6 protein-coding genes and 1 pseudogene are annotated in these 13,148 nt (G+C 60.1%); 1 reads left to right on the top strand and 6 read right to left on the bottom strand.

Annotated elements, in window-relative coordinates:
* Positions 1 to 96 precede the first annotated feature (96 nt).
* Entirely contained in the window at positions 97 to 4,479 is a 4,383-nt protein-coding gene (locus J5W70_RS12185) for a DUF6288 domain-containing protein (protein WP_022397336.1), read from the bottom strand.
* A gap of 174 nt (positions 4,480 to 4,653) precedes the next feature.
* On the opposite strand from J5W70_RS12185, the gene J5W70_RS12180 reads away from it, so the two are divergent.
* Positions 4,654 to 5,964 (top strand): malic enzyme-like NAD(P)-binding protein, encoded by a 1,311-nt coding sequence (locus J5W70_RS12180; protein WP_102722480.1) that lies wholly within the window; start codon positions 4,654 to 4,656, stop codon positions 5,962 to 5,964.
* 309 nt (positions 5,965 to 6,273) lie between these two features.
* Here J5W70_RS12180 and menD read toward each other — a convergent pair whose 3' ends face one another.
* The 5 genes and pseudogenes from menD to fucU all read right to left on the bottom strand — a co-directional run bounded on the left by menD (position 6,274) and on the right by fucU (position 13,120).
* Positions 6,274 to 7,869, bottom strand: coding sequence for a 2-succinyl-5-enolpyruvyl-6-hydroxy-3-cyclohexene-1-carboxylic-acid synthase (gene menD, locus J5W70_RS12175; protein WP_215832847.1), 1,596 nt, complete (start codon positions 7,867 to 7,869; stop codon positions 6,274 to 6,276).
* Positions 7,870 to 7,874: 5 nt separating this feature from the next.
* Positions 7,875 to 9,482: a class I tRNA ligase family protein gene (locus tag J5W70_RS12170; RefSeq protein WP_257228293.1), complete on the bottom strand. Its 1,608-nt coding sequence runs from the start codon at positions 9,480 to 9,482 to the stop codon at positions 7,875 to 7,877.
* Positions 9,483 to 9,873: 391 nt separating this feature from the next.
* On the bottom strand, positions 9,874 to 10,998 hold the full coding sequence (locus tag J5W70_RS12165) for a hypothetical protein (protein ID WP_215837075.1): 1,125 nt from the start codon (positions 10,996 to 10,998) through the stop codon (positions 9,874 to 9,876).
* A 479-nt stretch (positions 10,999 to 11,477) separates the two neighbouring features.
* Positions 11,478 to 12,673, bottom strand: a pseudogene (locus J5W70_RS12155) (MalY/PatB family protein).
* A gap of 27 nt (positions 12,674 to 12,700) precedes the next feature.
* Positions 12,701 to 13,120, bottom strand: a complete 420-nt coding sequence (fucU, locus tag J5W70_RS12150) for an L-fucose mutarotase (RefSeq protein ID WP_022397329.1) — start codon at positions 13,118 to 13,120, stop codon at positions 12,701 to 12,703.
* Positions 13,121 to 13,148: the final 28 nt, after the last annotated feature.

Genomic DNA, 13,148 nt, shown 5'->3' with positions numbered 1-13,148 from the left:
TTCACAGGGGCATAAGGAATGGATGCCCCTGTGAAGATTTCTTTATGGCAAGGATTGGTTTGTCATTGCAAGTTGGTTGTGGAAGGCTGCCCAATGTTAACGCGCAACGTTTCTGGCGGAATCCGCCTTGTACACGTGCAGTTCCGCCAGGCGGACTTTGCCCCCCTTCTGGAAGAGCTTGACGCGCAGCCTGTTGGTGGTGATAGGCTCAAACGTCCTCATGCACTTGATAAAGCCGTTGCCGGGGAGCTGGAGCATGCGCAGCACCTCCGGCTCATTGGCGTACATGGCTTTCTGCGCGTCGCTGACGCCGGCGGTAGCGGCTCCCAGGGAACCCCAGTGGATGGGAATCCACTTGCCGCCCTTGTTGGCTTCAATGACGAGGCGGTTGTACCCCTTTTCAATCTTGATGTCCACGGCGCGCAGGGAGGCGGCGTTTTTCAGGGAGAGTTCCAGCACCAGGGGATCGTCTTCCGTGGGGGAGGCGTCCAGTTCCTCGATGGTGGTGGCGTCCCGGTCCAGCAGCTTGGCGGTGTCCACATGGCCTCCGGTGGAGGCTTTCAGCTTGTAGTCCGTGACTTCCTCCGTGGCGCTGCCCAGCAGCTTCAGTTCTCGCACGCGGCATTCCAGGCCGTGCCAGTCCGTGGAAACGCGGAACAGGCAGCGGGAGCCTTGCGTCAGGCAGGAGTCGTTCGGGGAGACCCAGGTTTTCTCCTTCTTCTTGTCGGTTTCATCGTACACCTCTATCTGGTTGCCCTGGGAGGCGGCGGAGATGTAGGTGCCGTCCGGCAGGTGGAAGGAGCAGCCCCAGTTGCCGTGGTCGCGGATCAGGATGCCCGGCACCCACAGGTGGTTGCAGTTGGTGACCGGGTGGGCTTTTTCCCCGCAGCCCACTTCAAAGCCGCCTACGGCGATGGGGCGGTCATATTCCACGTCCAGGTCGTTCACGCGCCATTTGATTTTGGCGCTCATTTTCTGCACGCCCGGCTGGGTGGGGCCGCTGAGCTCCTTCTTGTAGGAGTACACGTTCCACTGGCCGCCGAATTTGGAGTCGGGGGTCCAGGAAATGGTTTCCATGGGGGAGAAGGTGGTGGCGTCACTGAATTGGACGGTGCCGGCAAAGTCGTACTTGTAGGCGGAATTGGCCTTTCCTTCCAGTTCCTTGTCACGCTGGAGCCCGAGGGCGCGGCCCCCCAGCGGCTGCTGGACGTCCACGTTCAGGGAGTATTCCCCGGGCTGGGGCTTGTCGTCCTTCCGCTTGGGTTCAAAGAAGATGCGCACGTCCATGCCCAGGATCATTTCCGCACAGGTGGCCTTGGTGAGCTGGTCCAGGCCGGGAATGGCCATGATGGCCTTGGCGACGGGAAGGGCCCGGGCATTGACGACGCTCATGAGCTTGAAGCGGCAGCCCTGTTCCACGGGGATGTTTTTCAGTTCCCGGATGGCGGATTTCAGGGAGCCGGGAGCCTTGGCGCCCAGCGCGGCGCTGACCATGGACCAGTTGCGCACATAGGTGTTCAGGAAGCGGGATTCCGTGTCAATGATGGGGGGAACCTTCCGGAAGGATTTGGCCTGGAATTCCGGCTTGCCCGTGATCGCCAGGTTCTGGCGTTCCGCGCACAGCGCCGTGATCCAGACGCTGGTGCGGATGTAGGTGCCGATGACCGGGTCTGCCGTCATCAGTTCCAGGCGGTTGGGGTTTTGCATCATGCCTCCGTCAAACGGGCGCAGGAGCGTCAGCTTCCAGCGGAACGCCTCCATGTTCTTGTAGTAGACTTCCGGGTTCGTCCGCCAGTAGGCGGGAAGGGCCCACATGATGGAGAGCGTCTCGGAGGAGTGGCCCTGGTCGCAGCCGCCGATGGGGCCTTCCCCGTACATGATGCGGCTGTTTTTAGTGTAGAGTTCCGGTCCCCCGCAGATGAGGGAGGCGATGTAGTACGGGCCGTGGCGGCCGGAGTAGGTGCCCCCGCATTCGCGGTTGGGTTCAAAGGTGAAGGCCTCCGTCATGCGGCCGTACGGGCCCATGCCGGTGGGGCAGATGGACTGGGCGTGGTCCATCATCTTGTCCAGCACGTCGTCTTCCGTGCGCGCCGGGGTCTTGCTGGCCAGCGCCAGGAACAGGCACATGTGGGAGCCGCCGATGCTGACGCCCGTGCCCGCATAGCCGGGGTGGATGCCGTGGCCGGTGACGAAGTCCCCGTAAAGAACCTCGTTTTTCATGCGCTGCACGCCGTTGCGGATGGCCGGCAGAACGGAGTTGTCCCGGTAGCGCAGCCAGTATTCGCACAGGAAGATGCCCGCGGAGGCCTGGGGGACGGCCCACCAGCACTGGGAGCCGGAGAAGGCGATGTACTGAGCCGCCTTTTTAATGACGGGATCATATTTCGGGTTGCCCGTGGCCATCAGGGCCAGCCCGGCCCAGCCCGTGTCGTAGTGGTTGCCGCAGTAGCCGCCCGGGCGTTCCCAGGAGCCGTCCTCGCGCTGCTGGGCCGCCAGCCATTCGCTCATCATGTGGACCACGGCCTTGCTCTTGGCGCAGTTTTTCGGGAAGCCGAGGGCATAGCTTCCCAGCTGGGGAATCTTGAACGTGACGTTTTTCACGTATTTCTTCACGGAGTCCGGCAGGGTGGCGGAACCGCCCACATGGACAGCCACGCCCACGGAGGCCGCCCCTCCGGGCGTTCCGGTGCCTTTCAGCTTCCAGTCTCCCTTGGGAATGTCAAAGACCAGGGAGGAGACGGCGTGAGCCAGCCACACCTTGCGCTCGGGGTCATATTTGGCCGCGCCGTAGCCCACGCTGTATTGCAGGGGCTTGAGCTTGGTCAGCGGAACGGGGCCACCGGGGCCTTCCAGCCTCAGGTCCGACCATTCGAAGCCGTCGCTGCCGATGCCGTTGCCGCCGTCATCCACATGAAGGCGCACCTGCTGGCCTCCCTTCACCGGAATGGAGAGGGAGACGGGCTTTTTGGCCCGTTCCTCCCGGAAGACTTCCTTCCAGAGCGGCTGGATGCCCTGGATTTTCTCCACATTTTCCGCAGGAATGAGGTTCAGGGTGATTTTTCCGGCGCCTTCCGCCTTGTCCACCAGCAGGCCCGCGTGCATGTCCAGGCCGCGCCTGTCCTGGTGCTGGTAGGGGCCGTAAAGCACATCCAGGCTTTGGGCCGTCTTGAAGGGCTGGCCGTCAATGCCCAGGATCAGGTCGCCCTCCTTCACGTATTTTTCAGCAGGGGAGCCTTCAATCACCTGGGTGACCATGTAGAGGTTCGCCACGGGTTCCCCATTGGGGTCCAGCAGGGTTTTTGGGAAAAAGCCCCGGAAGTTCGTGTCCGGCCAGGAGGCGTCCAGGCCGCGGGCGCGGAAGCCCAGAGGGCCGAAGGTGGTGATCCAGCCCTTGGCCACTTCCTCGGAGTTGCCGAACCAGCTCGTGTACAGGTTGGCGTACTGCTTCCTCCACTGGTTCAGCGTCATGGCCTTGGCGAATTTTTTCACGTAGGCGTTGACGTCTCCCATGTTGGTGGTCTGCCTGGCGGCTTTTCCGCGCGGACGGCCGGGGGAGGCGGGTTTGACGGCAGCTTGTGCCGCCAGGGCCGGAGCATCCTTCTGTTTGGTGGGAGTTTCCGGTTCCGGCTGTTCCGCAGACGTGGCGTCGTCTGCCGGAGCGTCCGCCTCTCCGGCAGGCTGTTCAGGTTCGGGAGCAGGTTCTTCCGCGGGAGTGGCGGAGCCGTCTTCGTCCTGTTCCTCAGGGGCACTGGCGGACGGCGTTTCTTCCGGCTGTTCCGCTGCTCCAGCCGGGGGGGCCTCCGCGGCGGCGCTTTCCTGTTCAAAGGGGTCTTCCACTTCCGCAGCAGGCAGGGCGGCTTTCTTTTCCGGTTTGGGTGCTTCCTTCTTCTCTTTTTTGGGCTGCGTACTGGACGGTTCCTGCGGGGTGGCGGGGTCCTCCGCAGGCTTCTGCGTGTAGTAATAAGCGGCGCAGGCGCCTCCCAGCAGAATCAGGATAAGGATCCAGATGCCGGCGGAGCTTTTCTTTTTCCGGGGCTGGGAAAGGGGTACCGCATGGACGGGGGGCGCTCCTGCTGCGGGAGTGGCCAGGGTTCTCTGGTCGCGCTGGAGGGGCTCCACGGGAGTAGCCGGAAGCGGGGACTGCTCCGCGGCGGGATGAACGCCGGGCAGGGCATAAACCAGGTACAGGGTGCCCAGGGCGGGGATTTCCCCCAGAGAGCCGATGCGGAACTGGGCTTCAAAATCGTTTTTCAGCGGAAGGACTTCCTGTTCGATGTCCGTAGTTTCCGGATAACGCAGTTTTCCGCTTTCCGGATCGCGCACGGCAAGGCCCTGCGGACAGAATTCACGGACCAGGTATTGCACGTGGTTGGCGTCCGACGCGTAATAGACATGGCAGAGGGCATCCGTCTGCTTCAGTGACTGGATAAGGTAGCCGTTGATATTAAATCCGGAAGGCAGTGGGGGAGTGGTTTCCATGGTCAGGAGGCAATTGATAATCCGGCTACTTATTACCACATCCGGAGAGCTCTTTCAATGTAAAAGGGCGCTTTCCGGCTGCGGCGTGTGACGCGATTAATTGATTATTTACTTGAATACATGGCTATTATGTGGTGCAAGCAAGGCTCGATTTTCCGTTTTTTCATTACGATCATGAGTTCCGACATTAGATTAGATGCCTTGCAGTACCATTCCCAGCCCCGCCCCGGCAAGGTGGAAACGCTGCCCTGCAAGCCCTGCTTTTCGCAACGGGATTTGACGCTTGCCTATTCCCCGGGCGTAGCCGAACCCTGCCTCCGCATCAAGGAGGATCCTTCCCAGAGCGCCCTGTACACAGGACGCTCCAACCTGGTGGGCGTGGTGACCAACGGCACCGCCGTTCTGGGCCTGGGCAACATCGGTCCGGATGCGGCCAAGCCGGTGATGGAAGGCAAGGGTGTTCTGTTCAAGGTGTTCGCGGACATTGACGTTTTTGACATTGAATTGAACGTCAAGGAGCCGGAAAAACTGATCGAGGTTATCAAGACCATGGAGCCCACCTTCGGAGCCATCAACCTGGAAGACATCAAGGCCCCGGAATGCTTCATGGTGGAGGAACGCCTCCGCGAGGAAATGAACATCCCCGTGTTCCATGACGACCAGCACGGAACGGCCGTCATCTCCGGCGCCGCCCTGCTGAACGCCGCAGAACTGACGGGACGCAAGCTGGAAGACATGAAGGTGGTCGTCGTAGGGGCTGGGGCCGCGGGCATTTCCTGCGCCAAGTTTTACATGACGCTGGGCGTCCGCCGCGAACATATCTACATGTTTGACTCCAAGGGGCTGATTCATACCGGGCGCATCGACCTGCACGCCACGAAGGCCCAGTTCTCCCAGTCGGAGGACTGCTCACTGGATGAAGCCCTCACCGGGGCGGACGTGTTCCTGGGGCTTTCCACCAAGGGGCTGCTCACGCAGGACATGGTGAAGCTCATGGCTCCTTCCCCCATCATCTTCGCCTGCGCTAATCCGGATCCGGAAATTACGTACCAGGACGCCAAGAAGGCGCGCCCGGACTGCATCATGGGTTCCGGCCGTTCCGACTGGCCCAACCAGGTGAACAACGTCTCCTGCTTCCCCTTCATTTTCCGCGCCGCCCTGGACGTGCACGCTTCCGTCATCAATGAACAGATGAAGATTGCCGCCGCCCGGGCGTTGGCGGATCTGGCGAAGGAACCCGTTCCGCAGGAGGTGGTTGACCTGTACGGGGGCGCTCCCCTCAGCTTCGGCATCGATTACGTGATTCCCAAGCCCATCGATCCCCGCATCATTGAATGGGAATGCCCGGCAGTGGCCCAGGCGGCCATGATTTCCGGCGTGGCCCAGTCCCCCATCCGGGACATGGAGGCTTACACGCTTGAACTGCGCAAGCGCATTGCCGCTGCCCGGGAGCGCGTTTCCGGCGTAGTGCGCAGTTATTTGTAAACGGCTCCGGCGTAAAGCCGGAAAATCCATGCCGCCGTGGTACGCGCCCGGCGGCTGCATTTGGCCGGGGGAGGTCCGTTCCCCCGGTTTTTTATGCCGGGTAGCGGTGAGGCGGTGTTGAGCCCTTCATTTGGAAAGAGGCCTTCAGGGGGGGGACGCCTCCGGCCTCTGCCGCTTCCGGATGAATAGGCGGTTGAAGGGCGCACTGGCTTTTCCAATGTTCGTTCGTCCGCGCTCCGTTTTTTCAGTTGCCGCAAGGGGTTGCGGCTCTCCATCCGGCTGATGGGAGGGGGCGTTGGGCGGAACGGTTCAGTGCTTAGCCAGCGCGTTTCTGACCTGTTCCGTCTGTTCCCGGTCCGGAATGAGTTCCGCGAGAACCTGGCTGTTTTCCTCCAGGGCGTCAAGCTGGTCGAAGTCTTCCGCCGTCCGGATAACCAGGTAGCGCATGCCCCATTGTTCCGCAATGGCCTTGAAGGAGTAGGCGTGGGGCTGCACAAGCAGGTTACGCATGGCTTCCGAATGGCTGGCCGCTCCGGGCAGGGCGCGGAAGATGCCGCCCCCGCCGTTGTTGATGACGCCGAGCACGCGGGTTCCCTTGTCCAGCTGGGGGAGGAGGGCCAGCGCGTTGGAGTCGTACATGGCGGTCAGGTCTCCTACGAGGGCCCAGGAACGGGAACACCGGGCGGAGACCCCCAGAAAGCCGGAGATTTGCCCGTCAATGCCGTTGGCCCCGCGGTTGGCGCGGACGTTTTCCGTGGGGACGGCCATCTGGGCGAAGCTGTTCCAGTACCGCACGGGCATGGAGTTGCCCAGGTAAATGCAGTCGCCGTCCGCGGCAAAGCAGGAGAAGGCGCGCACCATGGCCTGCTCGCTGTCCGGGCAGGTGATGAGCAGTTCCTCCATCAGGGCCTTCCTGCGCTTGTTCATGGCGCGCAGGCCGTTGACGTCCCCCACGGGGTCCACGTCGCCCAGAGCGTGCAGAATGGCTTCCAGGTCTCCGGTGACGACGGCGGAGGGCCGGGCCAGCCCGGAGAATCCGGTGCGGGTGACGGAGAAGACTTCCGTGGAAGGGATGTCCTCCAGGTCGCGCCAGAAGCGGGCCACGGGCACGTCCCCTATTCTGAGCAGGATGGCGGGCGGGTTTTCCCTCAGCAGGGCGTCCGCATCCGTCAGGGCCAGATGGGCCAGTTCCTCCCGGAGGCCGGAGGTGGCGTCCGCCACCACGGGGGCTTTCAGTTCATTCGCGAGCCACAGGGCAGGGGCCTGCTCCGTGGGGTCCAGTCCGCCGAGCATGACCACCAGCCCGCCGCGCGATTTGAAGCGCAGGGCTTGGGCCAGTTCCGCCAGGGAACCGCGGAATTCGCTGTCTTCCGGCGGTTCCGCCGGGTAAAGGTCGCAGTTGCCGGGATTCCAGGCGGGGTCCGGGTCCGGCAGGCAGACGTTGATGTGCAGGGGGGAGGCGTAATCCCAGTCTTCCAGAATGTCTTCCGGCAGGCTGTCCGGCGTTTCCAGATCAATCGTGGGCGCGTAAATGCCGAACAGGTCCGCCTGTTCGATGGCCTGCGGAGCGGCGGAGCCGCGGTAGTCCGCCGGGCGGTCCGCGGTGAGCAGGAGCAGGGGCCGGCGCTCATAGTACGCCTCCACTACGGCGGGGAGCAGTTCCGCCGCCGCCGTGCCGGACGTGGTGACCACGGCCACGGGAAGCCCCATGTCCTGAATGCGGCCCAGCGCGAAGAAGGCGGCGGACCGTTCGTCAAAGTGGGTCCATTTCACCAGGTCCTCCGCGGCGGCCAGCACCTGGAGCAGCGCCATGTTGCGCGCGCCGGGGCAGACCACCCATTCACAGATGCCGCCCAGGCAGCACTGGGCCAGCAGGGATTTGACGAAGGATGCGGAGGCACTCACGGGAATCAGCCTTGTTTTTTGGCCGTCCTGGCCGCTTTTTCAGCCAGCTTGGCCTTTTCCTCTTCCGAGAGAATGCGGGGGAAGACGGGGGCCGGATCATTGATGCGGTGCCCTGCGGGAAGGATTCCCCAGGCCAGCGTATCCGGCGTGCGGCCCCGGAACAGGTCCGCGGCGTTGAGCTGGTCCAGGATGCGGGCGGAAGCGTCCGGCAGGACGCAGCCGATGAGGTAGCCCGTCTGGGCGCAGCATTCCAGCAGGTGGCGCAGCACGCAGCGGAGGCGCGGCGCGGCGGCCTCATCCTTGGCAAGTTGCCAGGGCTGCTGCTGTTCAATATACGCGTTGCAGGCGGAAACCTGGGCGTTCAGGGCCGCCAGGGCGTCGGAGACCATGTTGTCATCCATGAATTTGGAGAACAGGGTGACGGCCTGGTCCATGGTGACGCGCAGGGCCTTGGAGGCTTCGTCATCGTATTCCTCCGCACCGGAGATGACGGAATCGCAGTAGCGGCGCGTCATGTTGATGGAACGGTTGCACAGGTTGCCGAGGTCATTGGCCAGCTCCGTGTTGTACAGCATGACCAGGCGGTCCGCGTCAAAGTTGGCGTCCTTTCCGGTGGTGATGTCTCGCACCAGGTAATAGCGCACGGGTTCCGGGCCGAACTGTTCCGCCAGCAGGTTGGGGTCCACCACGTTGCCGATGGACTTGGACATTTTTTCCCCGTTGATGTTCCACCAGCCGTGGACGAGCAGGGTGGGCATTTCCTCGTCGGAGAAGCCCATGGCATGCAGCATGGCGGGCCAGTACACGCCGTGGGCGGGCACCAGGATGTCCTTGCCGATCACTTCGCAGTCCGCGGGCCAGAGCTTGGAGAATTCCGGCAGTTCGCTGTCCGGTTCCGCCAGGTAACCGGCGAAGGAGACGTAGTTGATGAGAGCGTCAAACCAGACGTAAGTCACGAATTCCGGGTCAAACGGAAGTTCTATTCCCCAGGAAAGGCGGCTCTTGGGGCGGGAAATGCAGAGGTCCGAGTCAAAGTCAATGGCATTGAGCACCTCCGCCTTGCGGAAGGCCGGAAGAACGAAGCCGCTGCTCTTTTCCACGAACTTCTTCATCCACTCCACATGGTCGGTCAGGCGGAAGTACCAGTTTTCTTCCTCCAGTTCCACCACTTCCCCCCATTCCGGGCCGAAGCTGCCTTCCGCGTCCCTCTCCTTGTCCGTCAGGAATTGTTCCTGGCGCACGGAGTAGAATCCCTTGTAGGATTTTTTGTAAAGCTGCCCCCTGTCCTTCAGGTTCGTCAGGATTTTCTGCACGCAGGCCTTGTGGCGCGGGTCCGTGGTGGAGGCCCACCCGTCATTGCTGATGCCCAGGCGTTCCCACAGGGCCAGGAATTTGGCCGTGATGTTGTCCACATGCTCCTGCGGCGTAATGCCCAGTTTTTCCGCCGTCTGCTGTACTTTCTGCCCGTGCTGGTCCACCCCGGTCAGGAAATAGACTTCCTCCCCCTTCATCCGGTGCCAGCGCGCGAGAACGTCCGCAAGGACTTTTTCATAGGCGTGCCCGATGTGGGGCGGTCCGTTGGTGTAGTCAATGGCCGTGGTGATATAGTACATGCGGGGAACGATACTCCTTTCCTTCCGTTTTGCAAGCAAAGTCATGGCGGCGTCCAGCGAGTATTTTTAAAAGCATGAAATAGTAGAATAAGGAGTTGCAATGAATGAAGAAGGCGCACGGAAGTTCCTTTCCATGGAGTCAGGCGGCCTCTTTCTTTCTTGACATTCTGCATTCCGGACAGCGTGGAACGCGTCCCATGAAGATTCTGCGTCTTGGCGCTTTTCCCGGCGACGCATTCATGAGCGCTTGAATGGCATTGGCCAGATGCTGCTTGAGGTCTGGATGAAGCGGATGACGATTCTTCCGCACTAGTTGGCCACACAGGGAATGGCTGCATTTTCCCCATGGAACGTAGCCGGAAGCCCAATGAGCCTGAATGTCCGTGGTGTTTTACAGGGTAAGCGCCTCCTTCTCACATTTTTCTGGAAGGTCAGTCTTGTTGATTATAGAAAACATGTCGTTGATCATGTGATGATAGAGGGCTGCATTTTGGCGTATGATAGGGATAATGATCGTATGCAGCCCTTGGCAGGATTCCAGAGATGACGGTTCATAGATGTAGTGTTTGCAAAGATATGAATTAAGTCTTTCCGTACATTCCCTGTCGTGGTTCCAGTTCGGCGAATTTCCATAAAATGCAAATCCGCGAACTTTCAATGACAAGCGGCTGATTTCCTTGAAAATATCCGCAGGATCGCCCCATCGCAACAGAACGCTGCTGTAAGGCGGCAGGTTGCACGTTTCTATGTTTTCCCAGGACCATAACGGCCCTTTTCTAAGGTCGGCTGTTTTGCGATTCGCCACCCAAGGGCATCCCCATACTCCAAATGACAGCTCAGGGAATTTTTTAGATAAGCGAAAGGCCAAATACACGGCTGCCAGGCAATCTTTACACAATCCCGCAAGAAGGACTGATTTCAGGCATGGCATCTGCCTGATACGCTCAGACACGTCCTGATACATTTCCTGAAAATGAAGAAGCATGTCCCATTGCAGGTAACGGATGTTTATGGTCGGTCTGTGGTCATCCGTTAAGAGAAAGTGTTTTCCCGGACGGTCGAATGGGTTGATAATAAGTTCTTCTGCATTTACGTTTTCTGGGGTGATGGAATCCGTGCACTCGTAGAAGGTAAAATGATAAATATCGGCGGAACGCCGGATAAACCGTTCCTTTCCCCAATCATCCCATTTCAGTACCAGTTTTTCTCCATCATGGTAGAGTACGGTCGCGTGGTCATTGCGGTGAAGCCGGCATCCGCGGCTATGGGTGATTCGGAATTCGTCGTTCCATTGGGGATGGCTGATCGTGATGGTCCTCCCCGGTTGGGAAAGGACTGGGACGTTATTGTGGATAATGTTTCCGGAACCGGGAGGGCGTCCCTCATTGCACATGTTCTTGCAGGATGGAATTCGGAGAGGCGTTCCCGTTCCCGGCCCTTCTTGCAACACGGAACATGCTGCGGCAGGTGTTTGATGGGGTGATGCGTTCATCATAAAATGAATAGGTAATTTCATTATGAAGAAATAATCAATAACACCCCCTTTCTTCATTCAGCAACAGATAATTTTGGAAGTAAAACCCATGCAATACATGCCACCTGAAAAGGATAGCGCAGCGTTTTGCTCCTCAAATTATTTTTAAGAGAGATAATACCGGCTTTCAATAGAGTTCCGGGCACGGTGATTCCTGTTTTTCCCTTTTATTTCTTAGCGCACGGAAGAACCGTTTTTTATCATCCCGGCGTTTATTCCTCCACAGGGTATCCATGGATTCCCTCCCCCTTTCTTTTTAACAGGGCGGCTCCGGGGTGAGGGTCCATTCCTCCTGTGTTGGAAAATGATCTTGCTGCTTTCCGGGAAGACTTCAGGAGGAAATATTTCAAGGAGGGAGGAACGCTCCGGGGCAGGAGAACCGGCGATGTACGGCAAAGTTCATCAGTACCTGTTTCCAGGCAGGAAACATGCACCGCAGGAAAACAAAAAATGTTTTGATCCTATGCCTGATGCTGATGGAAGCCACGGTTCTTATAAGCCGCTTCCAGCTGGTTGAGCGCCCGTTCCAGGATGGAGCGCGGGCAGCCCGCGTTCAGGCGCATGAAGCCTTCCCCTTCCTTGCCGAAGATGGATCCGTCATTCAGGGCCAGGCGCGCTCCGTCCACAAAGAATTCCGCCAGTTCCTTCTGAGGCAGGTTCAGTTCCCGGCAGTCCAGGAAAACCAGGTAGGAGGCGTCCGGAAGCATGGCCTTGATTTTAGGCATGCGGCGGCGCAGTTCCCGGTCAATGTAGCGGATGTTTTCCTGGATGTAGTCCACCGCCTGCTTGAGCCATTCCTCCCCTTCCGGGCCGGAGTAGGCGCTGATGAGCCCTTCGTAGGCAAAGACTGGCCTTCCGCCAGTTCCCTGCCGCTGACGAAGCTCTGGTATTTTCCGAAGAGGGCCGGATTCTGGCAGATCAGGTAGGAGCTTCCCAGTCCGGGCACGTTGAAGGCCTTGCTGGGCGCCATGTACGTGACGGAGTTCATGCGCGCCTGTTCGGAGACGGTGGCGAATACGGTGTGCCTGTGGCCGGGAAGGGCTAGGTCCGCATGGATTTCGTCAGAGACGACCAGCGTGCCGCTTTCCGCGCAGATTTCCGCCACGCGGCGCAGTTCCTCCGGGCTCCACACGCGGCCGCCGGGGTTGTGGGGGTTGCACAGGATGAACATGCGGCAGCCGCGCACGGCCTCCCGCATGTGGTCAACGTCCATGCGGTAGCGCCCATTTTCCAGAAGGAGGGGGTTGTTCACGATTTCCCGTCCGTTTTCCCGGATAATCATGGCAAAGGGATGGTACACCGGAGGCTGGATCATGATTTTATCCCCCGGTTCCGTGAAGCACTGGATGGCGCTGGAAATGCCGGGAACAATGCCCGGGGCAAAGCCGATTTCCGAGGCGCGCACCTCCCAGCCGTGGCGGCGGCCCACCCAGTTCCGGATGGCGTCAAAGAAGGCGCGGGGCTTGACGGTATAGCCCAGTATTTCATGTTCGCAGCGGCGGCGGATGGCCTCCATGATGAAGGGGGGCGTTTTGAAGTCCATGTCCGCCACCCACAGGGGGATCAGGTCATCCCGGCCCCAGCGGGGCAGCAGGGCTTCATATTTCAGGGCGCCGGTGCCGCGGCGGTCGATTATTTCGTCAAAATCGTACTGCATGGAATGGTCTGTCTGCGCGGGCAAAGGTCAGGAAAGCGGGGTAACGCCCTTTTTCAGGATGATGTTGCCGTATTTGGCGGTTTCCCCGGTAATGACGACGGCATAGGCCTTTTTGGCGCGTTCATAGAAGGCGTAGCGCTCCATTTGTTCAATGTCCCCGTCATAGTTCAGCGCCTTGCGGTATTTGGCTTCCACCGCCGGGTCCAGGGAGTCTCCCGGCACCGGGGCCATCATGATGACGGGCGTGGCGTAGGCGTCCAGTTCAAAGAGGGGGATGACGGCGCCCAGCAGGGCGTCCGCCCCCAGTCCGTCCGCCCTCAGCACCGTGGGGTTGAAGGTGTGGCCGGGAAAGTGGGCGTCGGAAAAGACGATTTCATCGCCATGCCCCATTTCCGCAAGAATTTTCAGCAGGGAAGGGCTGATGAGGGGAGAGATGTTTTTTAACATGGTCCGCAGTATAGCACCTTCCCGCGTT

It is taken from the genome of Akkermansia massiliensis (assembly GCF_018847375.1).
Taxonomy (GTDB): Bacteria; Verrucomicrobiota; Verrucomicrobiia; order Verrucomicrobiales; family Akkermansiaceae; genus Akkermansia; species Akkermansia massiliensis.
The sequence above is the reverse complement of the archived record's forward strand: the minus strand, read 5'-3'. Positions and strand labels throughout refer to the sequence as shown.

Coding starts and splice junctions, on each gene's coding strand:
- J5W70_RS12185 (WP_022397336.1), bottom strand. CDS start 4,479: ATGGAAACCACTCCCCCACTGCCTTCCGGATTTAATATCAACGGCTAC.
- J5W70_RS12180 (WP_102722480.1), top strand. CDS start 4,654: ATGAGTTCCGACATTAGATTAGATGCCTTGCAGTACCATTCCCAGCCC.
- J5W70_RS12170 (WP_257228293.1), bottom strand. CDS start 9,482: ATGTACTATATCACCACGGCCATTGACTACACCAACGGACCGCCCCAC.
- J5W70_RS12165 (WP_215837075.1), bottom strand. CDS start 10,998: ATGAAATTACCTATTCATTTTATGATGAACGCATCACCCCATCAAACA.
- fucU (WP_022397329.1), bottom strand. CDS start 13,120: ATGTTAAAAAACATCTCTCCCCTCATCAGCCCTTCCCTGCTGAAAATT.